The organism is Rhodococcus sp. C-2, from assembly GCF_027854095.1.
GTDB lineage: Bacteria > Actinomycetota > Actinomycetes > Mycobacteriales > Mycobacteriaceae > Rhodococcus_F > Rhodococcus_F qingshengii.
Genome location: NZ_JAQGFI010000002.1, coordinates 401,676 through 421,405 on the forward strand (window position 1 = coordinate 401,676; position 19,730 = coordinate 421,405).

A 19,730-nucleotide genomic window follows, 5' to 3' on the forward strand; every position below is an offset into this window, starting at 1 on the left:
TCACTCCTTCACCGCAGAAACCGCAGACACAGAAACCGGCTGCCAGGCGTACAGAGTCCAGGGAGTTCCCCCGGTCTCGTCGTCTCCGGGGAAGTCGAGGTAGATCGCCTCCACCTCCATCCCGATCGACACACTCGACGGATCGATACCGCGCAATTCGCCGAGCATCCGCACACCCTCGGGCAGTTCGACCAGGGCCACGACGAACGGCAACGACCGACCAGGAACCTTGGGGGCGTGGTGAACGACAAAGCTGAAGACCGTTCCCCGACCTGACGCGACCACGTAGTCGGTCTGCTCCGACTTGTCTTTCCAGATCGCGGGCACCGGCGGGTGCTGTACCGAACCATCCGCACGCAGTTGAATACGCAACTCGTGTGCGGCGACACCGTCCCAGAAGAACTGTGTGTCGAGAGACGCCGTCGGGCGCAGCATCCGAGATGCGTCCAGGTCCGCAGGCACGTCAGTGGAGGAACTCTCGCTGACTGGCGGCGCGAACTTCAAGATCCGGAACATCATCTCCGAGACCAGTTCCTCGCCGACCCGCCAGAAGCTACGGGTAGTGAAGAACCACCCTTCACCAAGACCTGTCTTCTTAGGTCCCACAACGTCTTCCAACACCGAGGAGATGGTGACTTCTTCACCCGGCTTCAAGTAGCGGTGGTAGATCTGATCGCAGTTGGTCGCGACGACGGAGGTGAATCCGGCCTCGTCGAGGATGTCCGTCATCCGGCCCAACGGATCGTCGGCTTCTCGAATTGCCCCCAGACCGCGCATCGTCCATACCTGCGCCATCGCCGGCGGTGCGACTATTCCGTCGTGTCCGGCGGCGCGGGCGGCCGATTCGTCGACATAGATCGGGTTCTCGTCACCGATCGCCTCGACCCAGTTGCGGATCATCGGCAGGTTCACGGGGTCCCGGCCGGCGCGAGGAGCGCTTGGCCCGTCCTCTCGAACCCGCTCGGCAGCAGTGAGAATGGGATCTGACACGATTTGTTTCCTATCTCGGAACGCGAGGAAGCTTCAGGCCGGCGGTCGCAATCAGTTCGCGCATCACCTCGTTGACTCCACCGCCGAAGGTGATCACCAGGTTGCGCTTGATCTGCATGTCCAACCACTCCATGAGATCAGCAGTTTCGGGATCGATCGGATTTCCGTACCGCCCGACGATCTCTTCCGCCAGTCGACCGACCCGCTGGATACGCTCGGTCGCAAACACTTTGGTTGCCGAAGCGTCGGCGATATCCACCGAATCCGAATCACTCGACGCCACTTGCCAGTTGAGCAGCTCGTTGAGGCGGTACGTCGCATGAATTTCGCCGAGCGCGCGCCGTACGTCAACGTGATCAAGCAGGTTTTCACGCTTGGCCCAATCGAAGACGTGGTCGTAAATCCCTGCGACACGACCTGCCGGACCGAGCATGACGCGTTCGTGGTTGAGCTGCGTCGTGATCAGGCGCCAGCCCTGATTCTCCTCACCCACAAGCATGTTCGCCGGAACGCGAACGTCCTCGTAGTAGGTAGCGTTGACATGATGCGCACCGTCGCAGGTGATGATCGGGGTCCAGGTGTAGCCGGGATCTTTGGTGTCCATGATCAGGATGGAGATGCCGCGGTGCCGTGAATCGGCAGACCCTGTCCGCACGGCGAGCCACACGTAATCGGCGTCATGCCCGCCGGTGGTGAAAATCTTCTGGCCGTTGACGACGTACTCGTCGCCATTTCGTGCCGCCGAAGTGCGCAGTGCTGCAAGGTCGGTGCCGGCTTCCGGTTCGGTGTAGCCGATCGCGAAATGCACTTCACCGGCGAGGATCGCGGGCAGGAATTTCTGCTTCTGCTCCTCACTGCCGTACTTCTGCAGAGTCGGGCCGACGGTCTGCAACGTCACCGAAGGCAGTGGGACATCCGCCCGCACAGCCTCGTTGACAAAAATCTGCTGCTCGACTTCACCGAACCCACGTCCGCCGAACTCCACCGGCCAGCCGACGCCGAGCCAGCCGTCCTTGCCCATACGACGGATGACCTCGCGATAGGTAGGGCCATGCCGCTCCACGCGCATGATCTTGGCCTCTTCGGGCGAGATCAGCGTCGAGAAGTAGCGTCGAAGTTCAGCTTGCAATGCGCGCTGACTGTCGGTCAGATCGATGAACACCGGGCCCCCACGAGGTCGAGTCGCTGCGAAGCACCGCCGAGCAGGCGTGCCAGGTCTTTTGCAGTCGAGTAGTAACGATGAAGTGGATACGTGACGTCGACGCCCAGACCGCCGTGCAGGTGGTGAAGCACCTGCATCGTGGCAGGCACTTCTTGGGCGATCCAGTACGCCATGACGTCGAGGTCCGACTGGGCGTCCAGGCCCTCCGACACGCGCCAGGACGCCGACAACGCCGCGACGTGAAGGGTCCGGGAGGTGACGTACGCGTCGGCTATCTGTTGTGAGACTGCCTGGAACGTGGCGAGCGGCTTACCGAATTGCTCACGCGAGCCGACATGTGCCGCAGTTAGATCGACGGCGCCGGACACCAAACCGTCTGCAACGGCTCCGATGCTTGCCGTGGCGATCCGGTACAGCGTCTGGACGGCTTCCTCGCCGGCACCGAGAAGTTCACCGACGGCCTCGTCCAGGGTGACTGCGAACTCCGGACTGCCGGACGCACTGGGAGTCGGCGTCAATGCGACGCCGGCGGCGGTCGGATCGACGAGAACGACTCCGGCGTCGGTGGGCACAAGGATTCTGTGTGCGCTCGCCGCGAAAGGCACGGCAAGCACCGTCCCGCTGACGCGATACCAGTCGCCCGACTGATGGGCGGTGGTCGACGGCTGTGCCGGGAACTGCTGACCCGGCTCACCGAGCGCCGCGGTGAACACCCGTCCGGCGCCGACTCCGGTGAGCAATTCGTCCTGTTGAGCGTCGGTCCCCAGAGCGACTATGGGGAGTACACCGAAGCCGAGGGTTGCGAGAGCCGGAATTGGAGCGGCGGCCCGGCCGACCTCGACGAGGAGGGAACCGACGTCGGCGACGGAGAGTCCCTCGCCGCCCAGACGCTCGGGCAGGGCCAACGTGAGCAGGTCGGCATCGGCGAATGCCGCCCAGAGCGCGTCCGGCTCCAGTTCGCGGGCAAGGAGCGCGGTAGCCACCTCGGCTACCGCTTCCTGGGTTTCATCGGGAGTGAAGTCCACGCTGGCAATCCTGTCTCTGATGTAGAACGTGTTCTAGTTGTATCACCAACGTGGACATTTCTAAAGGCCTCTACTCACGCCGTCTAATCACGGGGCAGGCCCAGAATTCTCTCCGCGGCGACGGTCAACAGAATCTGCGTAGTTCCGCCGGCAATCGACAGGCATCGCGTGTTGAGGAACTCACGCGAGAGCGGACCCTCCACCCATCCGGCCGGGCCACCCAATTCCATGGCGAACTCTGCGACATTCTGACGCTGGCGCACGCCCACCAGCTTGCGGACGCTCGACGCCGGGCCCGGATCCTGACCGTCCAATTGCCGCAGTGTCGTGCGCAATTCCAGCAACGAGCCCACCATGGCGGTTCCGATCAGCCCACCGAGCTTGTCTGCAACCACAGGATCGGGATCGCCCGCCAGCTCGAGCAATTCCTCCATCGCACCGCCGAGCGAAGAGCCACCGCTCATTGCGACCCGCTCGTTGGCGAGGGTCGTTCGGGCCAGTTTCCAGCCTCCACCGAGCTGGCCGACGACGCACTCGTCCGGGACGAAGACGTCGTCGAGGAAGACTTCGTTGAACAGGGCATCTCCGGTGATCTCGCGCAGCGGCGAGATTCGAATCCCAGCCGTCTTCATGTCGAGAAGGAAGTACGTGATGCCCTTGTGCTTGGGAACCTCGCGATCGGTCCTGGCGAGGCAGATGGCCCAGTCAGCTTCACGCGCAAGCGAAGTCCAGACTTTCTGGCCGTTCAGCTTCCAACCGCCGTCGACCTTTTCCGCGGTCGTGCGCAGTGCCGCAAGATCCGAACCTGCGCCGGGTTCACTGAAGAGCTGGCACCAGGTGATCTCGCCCTTGAGCGTCGGAGTCGCAAATCTTTCGATCTGCTCCGCACTGCCGTGCTCGAGGATGGTCGGCACTGCCCACCAGCCGATCACCAGATCGGGTCGGCCGATACCGACGGCCGCCAACTCTTCTTCGATCAGAATCTGTTGCGCGGCCTTGGCGCCCCGGCCGTACGGCTTGGGCCAGTGCGGCGCAAGGTAGCCCGATTCGGCCAACGCGTTGCGCTGCTCGGATTCGGGCAGCGCCACCAATTGCGCTACCTCTTCGCGAATTTCGGACCGGTCGGATTCGAGCTCACTCAAGTCGATCTGAAGGTGACGCCGTGCGCCGCCGATCGTCAATTCCGCGACGCGTGCGCGCCAATGAGACGATCCGCCCAGAATCTGCCGGAGCGACAGTGCTCGACGAAGGTAGAAGTGCGCCTCGTGCTCCCAGGTGAATCCGATGCCGCCGAGCACTTGAATGCAGTCCTTTGCCGTGTCGACAGCGGCATCCAGCGACACCGCGGCGGCCACTGCTGCGGCGATCGGAAGTTCGTCGCCCGACTCGGCAGCGACCGCACCATCCCAGGCGACGGCTCCGGCATTCTCTACGCGACACAGCATTTCGGCGCAGATGTGTTTGATCGCCTGGAACGAGCCGATGGGCTTTCCGAATTGTTCGCGAATCTTCGCGTACTCCACCGCAGTACGCAGGCTCCACGCCGCAATTCCGGCAGCTTCGGCAGCCCCAAGTACCGCCGCTAGGTCGGAAACCGATCCTGGCGCAATGTCATCGAGGATTCGGTCGGCATCGACCGTCACTCGATCGAAGGAGACTCGCGCCAGTGGTCGCGACTTGTCGATCGTGTCGACCGCTTCGTAGGTCACGCCTTCGCTGTCTCCGTCGACGAGAGCCCAGACGACACGCGAGCCTTCGTCTTCGGACACGACGCCCGCCGACACGAGTACCGATACGCCTGAATCGCCGCCCCAGGCGTAACCTCCTTCGCCATGAAGCTCGATGCCGCCGGACGCATTCGCCGTTGCCGCAACTGGACTTTCGTCCAATACGACGGCACACGGCAGCGCACCGTCGGCGAGCGTTTCGGACCATCGCTTGGCAGCGGGCGACGAACTACGCCCCACCACCAGAGCTGCGAGTGCAGTCGTGAGAACAGGACCCGGCACGAGTTCGATTGCCGCCTGCTCGAGCATTGCTGCGAGATCGACGATTTCGGCCCCGGCTCCGCCTACCGCTTCGGGAACGGCGACCGAAAATATCCCGAGAGACGCGAACTCGGACCATTTCTCCCGCCACGAAACTGCTGGTCCACGGCGTACCATGTCCATCGGCGTGGCCGAGCGAGCCCAGGCCTCTATCGATTCCTGGACCGCCCGCTGTTCATCGGTCGTGGCGATTGTCACAACTGGTTCCCGCCTCTCGATAAGTGACACAATTGTTTAGAACGTGTTCTAATATGACACCTGGCCAAGAGTCAAGGCGCGAAGGAATTTGTCGATGACCACAACATCCCGATCCCGCTCCAACGCGGTTGCTTCTGCAACGCTCGGGGACGACGATCTCAGCTCCAACGCGCAACGTGAACGCCGCAAGCGGATTCTCGACGCAACACTCGCCTTGGCGTCCAAGGGGGGCTACGAGGCTGTTCAGATGCGCGCCGTGGCCGAGCGTGCCGACGTCGCAGTCGGAACGCTCTATCGCTACTTCCCGTCCAAGGTTCACCTACTGGTGTCCGCCCTGGCACGCGAATTCGAGAAGATCGATTCCAAGGGCAAGATCCCGCCTGGAACCAGTCCGCTCGAGCGGATGCAGCTGATCCTCAGCCTCATCACCCGCGCGATGCAGCGCGATCCGCTCCTCACCGAAGCGATGACTCGCGCGTTCATGTTCGCCGACGCCTCCGCAGCGGCCGAGGTCGATCAGGTGGGCCAGTTGATGGACCGCCTCTTCGCACGAGCGATGACCGAAGAGGAGCCAACCGAAGAGCAGTTGGCGATCGCGCGCGTGATCTCCGATGTGTGGCTGTCCAATTTGGTGGCATGGCTCACGCGACGCTCTTCGGCTACCGATGTCGCCAATCGACTGGAATTGACGGTTGAACTGCTGCTCGGTGACGGAACTCGGAAACCCGAATAGACATCCTTTGTCGCATCTGTCATTTTTGCACTGATCGGCCGGAAACGTATCGAGCCAGGAGTCGCTGCATCACCTAGATTTGAAGAGGTGAGCGCACAAGATCTGTCCATCGAACTCCGCCGAGCGCTGTCAGGCGTGGCACGCACGCCGCGTCTGCTCGTAGCCTCCGACTACGACGGGACGATGGCACCCATCGTCGCCAACCCGGACAAGGCGTATCCCCGGGCGGAAACGGTGCGTGCGCTTCGCTCTCTCGCCAGCCTCGCGTCGACGACGGCTGCCGTGATCTCGGGCCGCGCCCTCAAGGATCTGGCTGCGCTGTCCCGACTTCCCGCCGAAGTGCAATTGGTCGGCAGCCACGGCTCCGAGTTCGACATCGGATTCGTTCACGCGATCGACGCCGACGCCAGGAAACTGCTCGACGAGATCGTCACCGAGTTGGGCCGAATCGCCGCCGACACCCCTGGGGCAACGGTGGAGAAGAAGCCCGCCAGCGTTGCACTGCACGTACGCAACACCAGTGCCGACGACGCCGAGAAGGCGCTCATCGCCGTCCGCACCGAATCGGCACTCTGGCCAGGCGTTCAGGTCACCGAGGGCAAATCGGTGGTCGAGTTGGCTGTCATCGCCACCGACAAGGGGCACGCACTCGACTTGATTCGCCATCAGGACGGCGCAACCGCTGCCGTCTTCATCGGCGACGACGTGACCGACGAAAAGGCGTTCAGCAGGCTTCAGGGGCCGGACATCGGAATCAAGGTCGGCAGCGGGGACACCGTCGCCGACTATCGCGTCGACAGCACCGAGGACGTCGCTGCCGCTCTGGCATTCCTGCTCGACGAGCGTCGTACGTGGCTTTCCGGCGCCGACGCTCCGCCCATCGAGCGACTCTCGATGCTCGCCAGTCCGCGCACCGTCGCTTTGGTGACCCCGGATGCGACGCTGACCTGGTTGTGTCACCCGGAACCGGATTCAGCGGCCGTCTTCGCACACCTTCTCGGCGGAACCGGGGCCGGCCACTTCTCGGTCGGGCCTCGACGCACAGCCTTGCCGCTGAGCCAGAAGTACATCGACAGCACGATGACAGTTCAGACCCGCTGGGCGAGCCTGTCCGTCACCGACTACCTCCCCCACGACGTCCCACAGGGACGAACCGACCTGACCCGCATCATTTCCGGTCAGGCCGACGCGATCGTCTCGTTTGCACCCCGTCCCGAGTTCGGCCAGGGTCAGGTCACGCTCGAGGTCGTCGACGAGGGCATTCGGGTCCTCGGCACCAACGAGCCGTACGTACTCCGCTCCCCCGGCGTGCTGTGGAACATCGCCACCGACGGAAACCAGCAGACCGCCCACGCCATCGTCGAGCCGTCCAAGGGTGACGTCGTCCTCGAATTGCGCTGCGGAACAGAAGAAATCGGCCCTTCCGACGTTCCGGAGCTGGAGCGTCGAGCGACCTCGGAGGCCTACTGGTCCGATTGGGCCAAGACGCTCGAACTCCCGAAGCTGAAGCCGGACTTGATGAAACGCTCTGCACTGACCTTGCGCGGGCTGGTCCACGCCGATTCGGGTTCCATCATGGCTGCCGCGACGACGTCCCTGCCGGAAGAGATCGGCGGAGTCCGCAACTGGGACTACCGCTATTGCTGGTTGCGCGACGCCGCCCTCACCGCAACAGCTCTCGTGAGCGTCGGATCCACCGACGAGGCCGAGAACTACCTGGACTGGGTCCACCGCGTGCTCGAAACACTGCCGGGACCCGAGCGCCTGCACCCCCTCTACACGCTCTACGGGACTTCGCTACCGCCAGAGGCCGTCATCGATTCACTCCCCGGATACGCCGGCTCCCGGCCGGTCCGCGTCGGAAACGCCGCGAATCAGCAGGTTCAACTGGACGTGTTCGGCCCGATCGTCGAGCTCATCGTCGAACTGGCGAATGCACGCGAAAAGGCCGGTGATCCCGATCCTTTGAGCGACCGCGACTGGGAACTGGTGTGCGCCATGGTCGAAGCAGTGCAGCGGCGCTGGTTCGAACCCGATCACGGCATCTGGGAAATTCGCGACAACCCGCGCCACCACGTCTATTCCAAGGTTATGGGCTGGGTCACCGTCGACCGCGCCGTCGATCTTGCGACCCGCTTTTCTCGCGAGGCTCTGCCGGAATGGGCGGAACTGCGTGACCAGATCGCCGACGAAGTACGACACAAAGGCTGGAAGGACGACGTCCAGTCGTACACCGCGGCCTACGACGGCACCGATCTCGACGCGGCGACTCTGCACATCGGACTGTCGGGGCTGATCGATCCGACGGATCCGCGCTTTGCAGCGACCGTCGTAGCCACCGAGGCCGAACTACGCAGCGGCTCAACGGTATACCGCTACCATCACGACGACGGCCTGCCCGGCATCGAAGGTGGATTTCATCTCTGTGCCGCCTGGCTCGTCGAGGCATACCTACTGATCGGGCAACGCCTGCAAGCAGAGGCACTGTTCGACCAGTTGGTCGCGGCAGCGGGTCCCACCGGACTGCTCGCGGAGGAGTACGACCCCATCGCGGAACGCTCACTGGGCAACCACCCCCAGGCGTACAGCCATCTGGGCTTGTTGCGCTGCGCCCAACTCCTGGCGTGAGCGCTACCCCTTGATCCGACCTGATGTTCGCCCGGCCAGTAGTTCGGTGTCGAGCATCTCGACTATCGGAACGCCGGATCCGGACGGCGACATCAAGAGCGCACCGGCACGCCGGCCCTTCTCTTCCTGGGGCTGGCGCACCGTTGTGAGTGATTCACGCAGCGCCTCGTCAACGCCGTCGAATCCGGTGATCGACAGTTGGCCAGGTACATCGATGCCCTGCCAGCGCGCCCAGTCCAAAGCGCCGAGAGCCAGCACGTCGGTGGTGCAGACCAGTGCGGTGATCTCGGGGTTGGTCGCGAGAGCTTCCGCCGCCGCCGAGTGCCCGGACTGCGATGTGTGGACGTACCGCTCGATCACGGTGAGTGAGAGTGGGTCCATGTCGGCCGCCACCATCGCGTCGCGCACTCCTTCGATCCGCTCACGCTGGACGTGGAAGTGTGGGGACTTGAGTCGTTCCTGGCTGACGACGCCGTCCATCCGGTCGCGCCCCAGCCTCATGCAGAGCACGCCGATGTCACGGTGTCCGAGACCGATGAGGTAGTCGGCGACCTTGCGCATGGCAGCGCGGTCGTCGATGCCCACGAGGGATGCACCGGGAATCTCGCGGGGCTGGTCGCAGACGACGATCGGAATGTGACGCTCGAGCACGGCGGCAAGATACGGGTCGTCGTCGGCCACGGAGTAGACGACAAAGCCGTCGACGCCCGCCTGCTGGACCACGGCCGCAGCATCCACCTCGTCGCGCCCGGGCCCGGCCGGGATGAGCAGCAAGCCCTGGCCGGCGTCCTCACATGATTCCGAGAGACCGGCCAGGAAGCTCATGGCAGCCGGGTCACGGAACGAATAACTGAGTGCTTCGGTAAGCAGGAGACCGACGGCGCCGGCTTTGCGAGTTCGCAAGGAGCGGGCGACCGGATCAGGTCCGGGGTATCCGCGTCGCTTGGCCGCTTGGAGCACTCGATCCCGCAGCTCGACGGAGAGCTGATCGGGTCGGTTGTACGCGTTCGAGACTGTAGTTCTCGACACATTGAGCTCGGCGGCAAGCGACGCCAAAGTGGCTTGACGGCGTGGCTGACGGGACCGGGGCATAAACGGACGTTAGCCGTAGTGCCCGCAGACGGCGCGTTGGGGCTGAACCGAAGGTGAACTACCAGCGACTATGCGCTAATGTGTAACGGTAACGGTTTCCAATAGCATTTAGCCCAGCCTTTGTTCAGGAGAAAAGCACGTGCGTTCGTCGTCGAAATTCCGCACCGCCACCGCCCTCGCGGCCGTCTCGGTCGCCGCAGCATTCGCGCTCACCGCGTGCAGCTCAACCTCCTCGAAGGACGACAGCATCACCGTCGTCGCATCGACGAACGTGTGGGGCGACGTCGCGCAGGCCGTCGCCGGCGACAAGCTGACCGTGACGTCGATCATCAACGAGCCGTCCGCGGACCCGCACTCGTTCGAGGCGACTCCCGCCGATGCCGCCAAGATCACCGACGCATCGCTCGTCGTCTACAACGGTGGCGGCTACGACCAGTTCATCACCGACGTCCTCGACGCAGGCAAGGGCGAGCAGAAGACGGTCAACGCCTACAACCTGCTCGACGGCGGCATCCACGCCGGCGAAACCGCGGGCGAATCGCATGACGGTCACACCCACGGCGCAGTCAACGAACACGTCTGGTTCGACATCCCGACCGTCGACGCCGTCGCACATTCGGTGGCCGATCAGCTGAGCGCTCTCGATCCGGACAACGCGGCGACCTACGAGGACAACGCGAAGGCATACAGCCAGAAGCTCGCCGGCGTCACAGCGATCACCGATTCCATCGCCGCTGCCCACGCAGGCGCACCGGTGGCGCAGACCGAGCCGATCGCGCACTACCTCCTGGTCGCAGCTGAACTGAAGGACGCAACTCCCGAAGAGTTCACCAGTGCCATCGAAGACGGCAACGATCCTTCACCGGCCGCAATCGCCGCAACGCGCCAGCTCCTCTCGGAGAAGCAGGCCCGCGCACTGGTCTACAACATCCAGACGCAGGACAAAGTGACCCAGGACATGCGCACCACAGCCGAAACCGCCGGCGTGCCCGTCGTCGAGGTTACGGAGACTCTCCCCGAGGGCCTGGACTACATTCAGTGGCAGACGCAGACCGCGGAGTCGCTCGCAAACGCCCTCTCTGCCCAGTAATTATTTGCCCCACCATTTCCGAGAAGAACCGATCGGCTTGTGACAGAAACTTCCGCGAATACTCCTGTGCCCCCTGGTAACACCGTGCCTTCTGGTAATTCCGCGCCTTCAGAGGCCTCCGTGCCCGCTGTGACGCTGAAGGACGCTCGATTGTCCTTCGGCGCCCGCACATTGTGGGACGGGCTCGATCTCGAGGTACAGCCAGGTGAGTTCATCGCCGTACTCGGGCCGAACGGGTCGGGCAAGACCTCGCTCCTGAAGATTCTGCTGGGCCAACTACAACTCAGCGGCGGTAGTGCACAGATCGTCGGCACGCCGGCACGGGCCGGGAACTCACACGTCGGGTACATCCCGCAGCAGAAATCGATCGACGACGGCCTCCCGCTCCGCGGCCGCGACCTGGTCGGCCTCGGCGTCGACGGTCACCAGTGGGGTACGGGCCTACTGCGTCGGGGTCGTCGCCGCAAGATCGTCGACGACGCCATCGCACAGGTCAGCGCCCAGTCGTTCGCCGACGCTCCCATCGGTTCCATGTCCGGCGGTGAGCAGCAGCGACTGCGGATCGCACAGGCTTTGGTCGGCGACCCGCGGATACTGTTGTGCGACGAGCCGCTGCTCAGCCTCGACCTCGCCAACCAGCACCTGGTCTCGACGCTGATCGACAAGCGGCGGCGCAGCCATGACACCGCGGTGCTGTTCGTGACGCACGAGATCAATCCGATCCTGCCGTTGGTGGATCGAGTGCTCTATCTGGTGGACGGTAAATTCCGGATCGGGACGCCGGCCGAAGTGATGACGTCCGAGGTTCTCTCGGATCTGTACAACACCGACGTTGAAGTGTTGCAGGTTCGTGGCCGCCTCGTCGTGATCGGCACCGGAGACGCCATCGACGCGCTCGGCAGCGCAGGCGGACTACGCCCGGGAGAAGGCGTTCACCATTCTGATGAGGATCACCACCAGTGAGTAACAAGTTCACCGACGCGATGTCGCGGATGTTCGACGTGTCCGCCACCGTCGACCTACTGCAGTACGACTTCGTCCAACAGGCGTTGATTGCCGGTGCCATCCTCGGATTGTTGGCCGGCATCATCGGGCCGCTGATCGTGAGCCGTCAGATGTCGTTCTCGGTGCACGGAACGAGTGAGCTGTCACTGACGGGCGCATCCGCCGCACTTCTCGTCGGTGTGGGCGTCGGCTTCGGTGCCATCGTCGGATCCGTGGTCGCGGCAGTGCTGTTCGGACTGCTCGGAGCCAAAGCGCGCGACCGAGATTCGGTGATCGGCGTGATCATGGCTTTCGGCCTCGGCCTGTCGGTGTTGTTCCTCTGGGCGTACGACGGTCGCACGGGAACCAGCTTCTCGTTGTTGGTCGGACAGATCGTGGCGCCGGGAAACAGTGGTCTCGAACTTCTGCTGCTGTGCGCGGTCATCGTGATCGGCACACTCGGATTCATCTACCGCCCTTTGCTGTTCGCAAGCACCGACCCCGAAGTTGCTGCAGCTCGCGGTGTTCCGGTCCGGGCACTGTCGATCGTGTTCGCAGTGTTGGTCGGCATCACCGCAGCACTCGGCGTACAGATCGTCGGTGCTCTGCTGGTGATGTCGCTGCTGATCACCCCCGCAGCGGCCGCCGCGTACGTCACGGCAAGCCCACTCAAGGCCACGATCCTCTCCGTCGTGTTCGCCGAACTGGCAGCCGTCGGCGGCATCCTTCTCTCGCTGGCCCCCGGCGTTCCCGTCTCGAGTTTCGTCACCTCGGTCTCGTTCGTGATCTACCTGATATGCCGACTCTTCGGATCCGCACGTCGCAAGAATGCCGGACGGATTCCGGCGCAGGCCTGAACACCGAGAGCCCATACCTACCTAGAATCGAGGTATGGGCTACAGCGTTGATCTGAACAGCGACCTCGGCGAGGGCTTCGGAGCCTGGACCCTGGGCGACGACGACGCCATGCTCGAACTTGTCACCAGCGCGAACATCGCCTGCGGATTCCATGCCGGCGACCCGACAACGCTGTTGGCGACTTGCGAATCCGCCGCCGCCCGCGGCGTCCGGATCGGCGCGCAGGTGGGGTACCGAGACCTCGCCGGTTTCGGCAGACGCTTCATCGACGTGTCCCCGAAGGACCTCACCGCCGACGTCATTTATCAAATAGGGGCACTCGACGGTTTGGCTCGTGTCGCCGGATCGCGGGTCACGTACGTCAAACCCCACGGCGCGCTCTACAACGCAATAGTCCATCACCGACGGCAGGCGCGGGCCGTGGTCGCCGCCGTCGTTGCCTATGACAGTTCGCTACCTGTTCTCGGACTACCTGGTTCGGTGTTTCTGGAAGAGGCGCGCGAGGCCGGTCTCGACGCGGTCGCCGAGGCTTTTGCCGATCGTGCGTACACGGCGGAAGGCACCCTGGTCCCCCGCACCGAGTCGGGCGCCGTTCTGCACGACCCGACGCTTGTTGCAGAACGGGTTCGGCGAATGGTCGTCGACGGCGAGTTGGACGCAGTCGACGGGAGCACGTTGAAAGTCGCTGCCGCATCGGTGTGCGTGCACGGTGACAGTCCGGCAGCCGTCGACATGGCCGTGGCAATCCGTGCTCTCCTCGAATCTTCCGACGTCGAGATCACGCCGTTCACATGATCACGATCCTGCCCGCCGGTGAATCCGCAGTCCTCGTCGAGTACGACGAACTGCCGAGCGTGCTGGGCAACTTCAGGGCTCTCGACGCCAGTCGGATCCCCGGCGTGATCGACCTGATTCCCGCGGCGCGAACCATCTTGATCGAGTACGACAACACGATCACCGCGCACCAACTGGTGGAGAAATGGGTACGTGGGGCCGTACCGATCGAACTCACAGCAGACGAGAGCGGGTCTGCTGTCGAGATTCCGGTCCGCTACGACGGCCCCGATCTCGTAGAGGTGGGCAAGCTGACCGGACTCGGGGTCGACGGTGTGATCGATGCTCACACGTCTGCGTCGTGGACCGTCGCGTTCATCGGTTTCGCCCCCGGCTTCGCGTATCTGACCAGCAACGAGAGAAAGCTCGAAGTTCCACGTCGATCGGACCCGCGCAGGCAGGTCCCGGCCGGTGCAGTCGGGTTGGCCGGACCGTTCTCGGGCGTCTACCCGCGTAGCTCCCCGGGCGGCTGGCAGTTGATCGGAACGACGGAACTGTCGGTGTGGGATGCCGAGCGCCGCCCGCCGGCGCTGCTTCTACCCGGCACCACAGTCACCTTTGTCCGTGCATGATTTTGGTGCAAGCATGATTTTGGTGTCTTCACCGCGCTGTTGCGGGACAATGGATTCATGGCCTGGCTCGAGGTTGCGCGTACCGGCCCGCTCGCCACAGTTCAGGACCGCGGGCGGAGAGGCTACGGCGCTCTCGGGGTCGGCAGATCCGGCGCCGTCGACATGATCTCGCACGACAGCGCTAACAGACTCGTAGGCAACACTTTTCGAGCAGCAACCATCGAAGTCACCGCTGGGGGTTTCGCTATGCGGGCCGTCGGTTCGATGACGGTGGCAGCGACAGGCGCGCGGGTGCCGCTGGCCGTCGACGGACGGCCGGCACCTGACTACGCGAGCATCCATCTGGGTAGTGGCAGCATTCTCGAATTGGGTTACAGCACAACCGGGTTGAGAACGTACATCTCTGCACGCGGTGGCGTCGACGTCCCGCAGGTACTCGGCAGCAGATCCACCGACACGCTCTCCGGACTCGGGCCGCCGCCGCTCGCCGCCGGCGATCTGCTCCTCCTCGGGGCCGAGGAAGGGACGTGGCCCACCGAAGAGTTGATTCCACCGCCCGCACCTGCACTCGGCGCGGTTCCGATCGAGATCACGCTCGGCCCCCGAAATTCCTGGTTCACCGCCGCATCCGTTCACGCGCTCCTTCACACCACGTGGAAAGTCACCGAACACACCAACCGAGTCGGGGTCCGGCTACAGGGCCAAGGGCCTTTGCATCGCTCACGCACCGGGGAATTGCCGAGCGAAGGCGTCGTGACGGGATCCATCCAGGTGCCACCAGGCGGCCAGCCCGTCGTGTCCCTCGCCGACCATCCCGTGACCGGCGGATACCCGGTCATCGCCGTCGTTTCCGACGCCGGGATTGCGTCGCTGGCACAGCTGCGGCCCGGCAGCACCATTACCTTCAAGGCCACTACTCGGCCGTCGTAGCGCTGATAGTCTCAGCCGCGCCAGCAATGCTGCCGGCGGCGCTCGGCCGTCGCCAGAACCTGAAGGACTGTCACACTATGAGCCCTAAGAGCAGCACACTTGCTCTCGGAATAGCGTCACTGATCACTGCTGCACTCGTCTTGTCCGGATGCAGCAGTTCGGAAAGCGGCGACGCCGTCTCCAGTGATACCAACACCAGTGAGACCACTGCTTCCGAAAGTTCTGCATCCTCGCCGTCTGCCGCTGCCGCGACGCCGACTTTACGGGACGGAACACCGTTCATCGGTGAGCGGACGACGATCGAAACCGGCGACGACCCCGAAGCGCCGAGCATCAGCGTCAGCCTCCCGCCGAGCTGGACTCACGGCGAGAACATCCCTGCCGGCGTTACGGACGCATTGTCCAGCAACAGCCAGGAACCCAGCGGTTTCATGCCGAACACCACGGTGACGGTCGAAAATCAAGGCACCGCAACAAAAGACGAGGTTCTTGCCGCTGCGCGTGAAACGATCGCCACTCTCGACGGGTGGACCGAGGTGAAGTACACCGAGATCGACGTCGACGGACAGCAGGGTTTCCGCCTCTCCGGAACTTGGACCGCCCCAAACCTGGACGTTCCGCTCTACGCCGTCATGACGGTCGTCGCTTACCAAGCCGACGACAACTCGCCGGTCTACCTGGTCAGCTTTGCAAACCAGTTCACCGACACGACGAACATGCAGACCTCCAACCAGGTGGAAGAAATCAACACCTCGATCGAATTCGGCTGAGCACCTGATGGTTTGAATACCCGATCTCCGAACAACCGCGGCGGGCCGAGACTACGACAGTCTCGGCCCGCCGTTTCACAACTCTCGCCTAGCTCGAACCGAACAGGCCGCTGAGGGAACCGAGGCCACCACTCAACGAGCCGAGCGATCCGATTCCGCCACCGGTTCCGGGGCCAGTGGGATCAACCGGATCAACGGGATCGACCGGGTCAACCGGATCGACCACATCCGCGGCGCGGACAGTGATGGACGGGCCCAAGTTGGCGAAATTCGCACTCGACTGGAATCCGTTGCCCATCACCGTGGCACCTACCGCCAATCCACTTCCGTACACGGTTCCCGGCGCACACGAAGCAGTAACCGTGTAGCTGGTCTTCATGGTCACCGGTTTGCTGCCGTTGTTGATCCAGCCGGCACTGGTCACCTCGAGCGTCGTGGGTGTCAGTTCCGGCGTTTCAGTGGTTTCGGTCATCGTCCCGCCAACGTGAAACTTCGTGACCTTCGCCGAGCCCGGGACAAAGGTCGAGCATGCGGCATGCGTCTCGGTGAACCTGCTGATATACCCGTCGATTCCGCTCTTCTTCGACACTGTCGTGTAGGTGATCGTGTCACCGATCTTCGGCGACGCATTGTCCACGGTGCGAGTAAATGTGTAGGCACCGGAAGTTGCTGTCTCGGCAGTCGCGACTCCCGCACCCAGCGCGCTTGCGCCCACAGCAAGAGCAATCACCCCCAAACCAGCTCCAACGGTGGACAGACTACGATTCCTGGATCCAAACTTTGCCACGAACAATCTCCACTCTGTGTGGTTCCAGGACAACCGAATTCATTGATTACTGGAACTTGTTGCAAACCGACTCTCGAAGTACGATACAGTCGACCTGGACATTCGCCCAGCTTTTCGTCGAAATAGTCGACAATCAGTTAACGGCAGGCAATCGACACCGAAAAAGTCCTCTTAATTCGGACTTTTCCGCAAATTCTGCCGAACTGATACATAGGCAAGCGTCCGATAGGTTTCAATGGTTACCGCGGCGCAACCTTTGAAGAGTCATCCCATCGCCGTCAGCGTGAACCCCTCGAACGGAGAATTTCATGTCACGTTTTTCAATGCGCAAAACACTCACCGGAATCGCAATCGCTGCACTTGCCACCAGCGGACTCGTGATGACCGCAGGCACCGCGAGCGCCGATGCCACCCACCCGTCCGCGGCAACGGTCAACTCCTCCAACGTCCGAATCACCAAGAGCATCGTGGGCGACGGCGAAGTTGCACCCGGCGGCAAAGTCACCGTGCGCACGGTCATCTCCACAACAGGCCACCCCGAGCGTTACGTCGACCAGTTCGTCGACCGCTACCCCGCCACGTTCAAGTACATCCAGGGCACGGCAACGGTCAACGCGTGGCACTTGATCGGCGGTCAGAAGACCGAATCCGTCACGCCTTCGGTTGACACTGCCGCCCGAACCGTGAATGTGCCCAGCACCGGCTGGCTGATCTCACCCACCGGAAGCAAGACCGTGACGATCGAGGCGCAGTACCTCGTCGCCGACGATGCACCGATCGGCTCGTACCAGGAAATGTCGAGCTCGATCGGTATCTCGACGTTCAATACCGAACAGAACATCAGCGGCGTCTACGCCAAGATCCGCGCCAAGAACCCCGGCGAGGCGGCCGCATCGGGCTCGGCAGATCTGGGCTTCGGCTCTTCTGACGGCGAGGGCGGAACCGGTTCGGCCGGATCCTCCATCCTCGACAACCCGGCCGGCTTCATCTCCGACATCATCAGCGGTGTCCTGGCCAACGGCAGCTGATTCACTCGCTCCGCCTGCTCCACCTGTAAACACTCCGTCGGGGAATGTGTTCGAGGGTGGCATCGAGTCTTCGGACTCGGTGCCACCCTCGATCTTTTGTGGCGATCACACTCCGTCGCGCCTGCATCAAAGAACCAAATAGGAAAGCATTACCTAAGTCATTCGCGGTATGATCCACCGATGAGTTCCACAGGATTTCCGTACTGGGCTGTGCCGGCAGGCCGGTACGTTCCGCTCCCCTTCTCGATGACGACGTCCACCATCGGGCGTGATCAGAAGCGCGCGTGGCGTGAGATCCGCCATCCCGAACACGAACTCCTCTGGGGCGCTTCCGGCGAGATGAGCGCGTACATCGACGACGTTCGTTGGCAGATACCACCGACGGTCGGCATGTGGATTCCGGCTGGAACTCCACGGCGCATCACGCTCGGCGCATCCACCGAGGCTCGTTTCACCTATTTCCGGCCCGAGTCGTTCCCCCACCCGTGGACAAAACCCGCGATCATCGGCATCGACGACGTCGTCAAGACGATGCTCATCCATCTGCACCAGCGAAATATGCCTACCGAGGCTCGCTTGCGCGCCGAATCCGTAGTCTTCGACACGCTCGCGCCCATCGAGGCGGCTGATGTCGCAGTACCGATGCCCGCCGATCCCCGGGCCCTCGCCGTCGCACGCCGCCTGATCGCCGACCCCGCCGATCAACGCGGGCTTGCCGATTGGGCCTACGTGGTCGGCGGAAGCCCCCGCACCCTGAGCCGCGTGTTCTCTCAAGGCACGGGGATGTCCTTCACCGAGTGGCGAATTCAAGTTCGCGTCCGCGCTGCGATGTCCTATCTCGCTGCGGGCGTTCCTGTTTCGACGGTAAGCCGTCGCGTCGGATACGAAACCCCCAGCGCCTTCACCAGCGTGTTCCGCAAGGTCACCGGACGCACACCGAAGAACTACTACTCGGACGCGTGCGAGTTGTCAGCCTAACTGGTCAGAACCCGTTCATCTTCGAGACCAGTTCCGCGAAAGCATATTTGACGCTCAGCGACGTGGGTGACGCCAAGGCCATGACTCGCGCCAGACCGAGCTGCTGAATCAGCCTGCCGTCCTTGACTGCCGGCAGGTCGGCAAACAACTTGTCCCCCATCAATCCGGGTAGCCCCTGACCACTCGCGTCGTTGAGCACGATCACGTCCGCGTCCAGTTCGTTGTACTGTTCGCGCGATGCAGTCACCGACCCCTGGGTGTCGCCGCACAGCTCTGCGCTTCCGGCCGACTGCTTCAGTCCGAGCTGGGACATCAGGATGACTCGGCCGTCGTCAGCGCAGTAATTGGTGAGGCCGTCGATGTTTCCCGAGAGGAAGGTCAAGGTTTTCCCGTTCAGATTGGGGGATCCGGCAGCCAGGTCGGCTATGGAATCGTCAGTTTCCTCGATCAGCTCGGCAGCCCGCTTCGGTTGGCCGAGTACTGATCCGATGGTCGACAACTGTTCCTGCCACGTGGTCGCCCATGCGGTCTCCTTGAACGGAATGGTGGGTGCGATCTGGGAAAGACGTGCATAGTCGTCTTCGGTGATTCCCGAGACCACTGCGATGATCACGTCCGGCTCCAACGCCAGGATCTGCTCGAACGGCACACCGGACGTGCTGTCGAGCAACGTGGGTTCGACATCGCCCAACAATTCTTCGTCCCACGGCAGGATGCCGTTCTCCAAGCCTGCCCCACTGAACGACTCCATGGCGACGGGTGTCTTGCCCAGTGCGAGGACCGAATCCTGGCTGTTCCAGCCGATAGTCACGATCCGCTGAGGTTCGGTCTCGATGGTGGTCGACCCGTACGCGTGATCAACGGTGACCGGCAGCGCGCCGGCCTCGGCCAACTGCGTCGTGCCCTCCGACGCTGTTGACTCGGTGCTGCTCTGGCAGCCTGCGAGCAGGGCAATCGCGGCCAACGCAGCCACTATTCGGGTAGTGCTCTTCATCTTCTGTCAGCTCTCTTCGCAAACGTACT

The 19,730-nt window shown here is 63.1% G+C and carries 18 protein-coding genes; 11 read left to right on the forward strand and 7 right to left on the reverse strand.

All coding sequences use genetic code 11. The features are described from left to right. The 4 genes from PCS43_RS05655 to PCS43_RS05670 form a co-directional block, all read right to left on the reverse strand. Window positions 1-993, reverse strand: a complete 993-nt coding sequence (locus PCS43_RS05655; protein ID WP_054187923.1) for a bifunctional MaoC family dehydratase N-terminal/OB-fold nucleic acid binding domain-containing protein — start codon at window positions 991-993, stop codon at window positions 1-3. A 7-nt stretch (window positions 994-1,000) separates the two neighbouring features. Beyond that, window positions 1,001-2,152 carry an acyl-CoA dehydrogenase family protein gene (locus PCS43_RS05660; RefSeq protein ID WP_007734012.1) on the reverse strand — a complete coding sequence of 384 codons (1,152 nt, stop codon included), beginning with the start codon at window positions 2,150-2,152 and terminating at the stop codon, window positions 1,001-1,003. Beyond that, window positions 2,137-3,177, reverse strand: coding sequence for an acyl-CoA dehydrogenase family protein (locus PCS43_RS05665; RefSeq protein WP_209911302.1), 1,041 nt, complete (start codon window positions 3,175-3,177; stop codon window positions 2,137-2,139). The genes PCS43_RS05660 and PCS43_RS05665 overlap by 16 nt, the downstream gene beginning before the upstream one ends. Before the next feature lie 83 nt (window positions 3,178-3,260). After that, a complete protein-coding gene (locus PCS43_RS05670) occupies window positions 3,261-5,423 on the reverse strand; it encodes an acyl-CoA dehydrogenase (RefSeq protein ID WP_042920534.1) in 2,163 nt (720 codons plus the stop codon). Between the two features lie 94 nt (window positions 5,424-5,517). Between PCS43_RS05670 and kstR the strand changes: the two genes are divergently transcribed. Then, entirely contained in the window at window positions 5,518-6,156 is a 639-nt protein-coding gene (kstR, locus tag PCS43_RS05675; protein ID WP_003945752.1) for a cholesterol catabolism transcriptional regulator KstR, read from the forward strand. A gap of 87 nt (window positions 6,157-6,243) precedes the next feature. Further along, the gene (otsB, locus tag PCS43_RS05680; protein ID WP_003945932.1) at window positions 6,244-8,784 is read left to right on the forward strand and encodes a trehalose-phosphatase; all 2,541 of its coding nucleotides are present in this window, start codon (window positions 6,244-6,246) and stop codon (window positions 8,782-8,784) included. A 3-nt stretch (window positions 8,785-8,787) separates the two neighbouring features. Here otsB and PCS43_RS05685 read toward each other — a convergent pair whose 3' ends face one another. After that, complete coding sequence (locus PCS43_RS05685) at window positions 8,788-9,876, reverse strand: LacI family DNA-binding transcriptional regulator (RefSeq protein WP_003945452.1); 1,089 nt, start codon at window positions 9,874-9,876, stop codon at window positions 8,788-8,790. Between the two features lie 139 nt (window positions 9,877-10,015). Between PCS43_RS05685 and PCS43_RS05690 the strand changes: the two genes are divergently transcribed. The 7 genes from PCS43_RS05690 (at window position 10,016) to PCS43_RS05720 (ending at window position 15,914) form a co-directional block, all read left to right on the forward strand. Next, window positions 10,016-10,966, forward strand: a complete 951-nt coding sequence (locus PCS43_RS05690; RefSeq protein WP_209911299.1) for a metal ABC transporter solute-binding protein, Zn/Mn family — start codon at window positions 10,016-10,018, stop codon at window positions 10,964-10,966. An 84-nt stretch (window positions 10,967-11,050) separates the two neighbouring features. Further along, window positions 11,051-11,929, forward strand: coding sequence for a metal ABC transporter ATP-binding protein (locus PCS43_RS05695; RefSeq protein ID WP_209911295.1), 879 nt, complete (start codon window positions 11,051-11,053; stop codon window positions 11,927-11,929). Beyond that, a complete protein-coding gene (locus PCS43_RS05700; RefSeq protein ID WP_209911291.1) occupies window positions 11,926-12,807 on the forward strand; it encodes a metal ABC transporter permease in 882 nt (293 codons plus the stop codon). The genes PCS43_RS05695 and PCS43_RS05700 overlap by 4 nt, the downstream gene beginning before the upstream one ends. Before the next feature lie 34 nt (window positions 12,808-12,841). Then, a complete protein-coding gene (locus tag PCS43_RS05705; protein ID WP_209911288.1) occupies window positions 12,842-13,603 on the forward strand; it encodes a LamB/YcsF family protein in 762 nt (253 codons plus the stop codon). Next, window positions 13,600-14,214: a 5-oxoprolinase subunit PxpB gene (gene pxpB, locus PCS43_RS05710; protein WP_083197630.1), complete on the forward strand. Its 615-nt coding sequence runs from the start codon at window positions 13,600-13,602 to the stop codon at window positions 14,212-14,214. Before PCS43_RS05705 ends, pxpB begins: the two co-directional genes overlap by 4 nt. A gap of 57 nt (window positions 14,215-14,271) precedes the next feature. Beyond that, window positions 14,272-15,144: a biotin-dependent carboxyltransferase family protein gene (locus PCS43_RS05715; protein ID WP_209911285.1), complete on the forward strand. Its 873-nt coding sequence runs from the start codon at window positions 14,272-14,274 to the stop codon at window positions 15,142-15,144. A gap of 77 nt (window positions 15,145-15,221) precedes the next feature. Next, window positions 15,222-15,914, forward strand: a complete 693-nt coding sequence (locus PCS43_RS05720) for an LpqN/LpqT family lipoprotein (RefSeq protein ID WP_039973380.1) — start codon at window positions 15,222-15,224, stop codon at window positions 15,912-15,914. 88 nt (window positions 15,915-16,002) lie between these two features. On the opposite strand, the gene PCS43_RS05725 is transcribed toward PCS43_RS05720, so the two are convergent. Next, window positions 16,003-16,644, reverse strand: coding sequence for a hypothetical protein (locus tag PCS43_RS05725; RefSeq protein WP_209911282.1), 642 nt, complete (start codon window positions 16,642-16,644; stop codon window positions 16,003-16,005). Between the two features lie 365 nt (window positions 16,645-17,009). On the opposite strand from PCS43_RS05725, the gene PCS43_RS05730 reads away from it, so the two are divergent. Together PCS43_RS05730 and PCS43_RS05735 are read left to right on the forward strand one after the other, a co-directional pair. Further along, a complete protein-coding gene (locus PCS43_RS05730) occupies window positions 17,010-17,729 on the forward strand; it encodes a hypothetical protein (protein ID WP_003945935.1) in 720 nt (239 codons plus the stop codon). Window positions 17,730-17,909: 180 nt separating this feature from the next. Continuing rightward, window positions 17,910-18,707: a helix-turn-helix domain-containing protein gene (locus tag PCS43_RS05735; protein WP_031332820.1), complete on the forward strand. Its 798-nt coding sequence runs from the start codon at window positions 17,910-17,912 to the stop codon at window positions 18,705-18,707. Between the two features lie 4 nt (window positions 18,708-18,711). Here the strand turns inward: PCS43_RS05735 and PCS43_RS05740 are convergent, their stop codons facing one another. After that, entirely contained in the window at window positions 18,712-19,701 is a 990-nt protein-coding gene (locus PCS43_RS05740; RefSeq protein WP_003945426.1) for an iron-siderophore ABC transporter substrate-binding protein, read from the reverse strand. Window positions 19,702-19,730 lie beyond the last annotated feature (29 nt).

Coding starts and splice junctions, on each gene's coding strand:
- PCS43_RS05705 (WP_209911288.1), top strand. CDS start 12,842: ATGGGCTACAGCGTTGATCTGAACAGCGACCTCGGCGAGGGCTTCGGA.
- PCS43_RS05715 (WP_209911285.1), top strand. CDS start 14,272: ATGGCCTGGCTCGAGGTTGCGCGTACCGGCCCGCTCGCCACAGTTCAG.
- PCS43_RS05685 (WP_003945452.1), bottom strand. CDS start 9,876: ATGCCCCGGTCCCGTCAGCCACGCCGTCAAGCCACTTTGGCGTCGCTT.
- PCS43_RS05720 (WP_039973380.1), top strand. CDS start 15,222: ATGAGCCCTAAGAGCAGCACACTTGCTCTCGGAATAGCGTCACTGATC.
- kstR (WP_003945752.1), top strand. CDS start 5,518: ATGACCACAACATCCCGATCCCGCTCCAACGCGGTTGCTTCTGCAACG.
- PCS43_RS05735 (WP_031332820.1), top strand. CDS start 17,910: ATGAGTTCCACAGGATTTCCGTACTGGGCTGTGCCGGCAGGCCGGTAC.
- pxpB (WP_083197630.1), top strand. CDS start 13,600: ATGATCACGATCCTGCCCGCCGGTGAATCCGCAGTCCTCGTCGAGTAC.
- PCS43_RS05740 (WP_003945426.1), bottom strand. CDS start 19,701: ATGAAGAGCACTACCCGAATAGTGGCTGCGTTGGCCGCGATTGCCCTG.
- PCS43_RS05730 (WP_003945935.1), top strand. CDS start 17,010: ATGTCACGTTTTTCAATGCGCAAAACACTCACCGGAATCGCAATCGCT.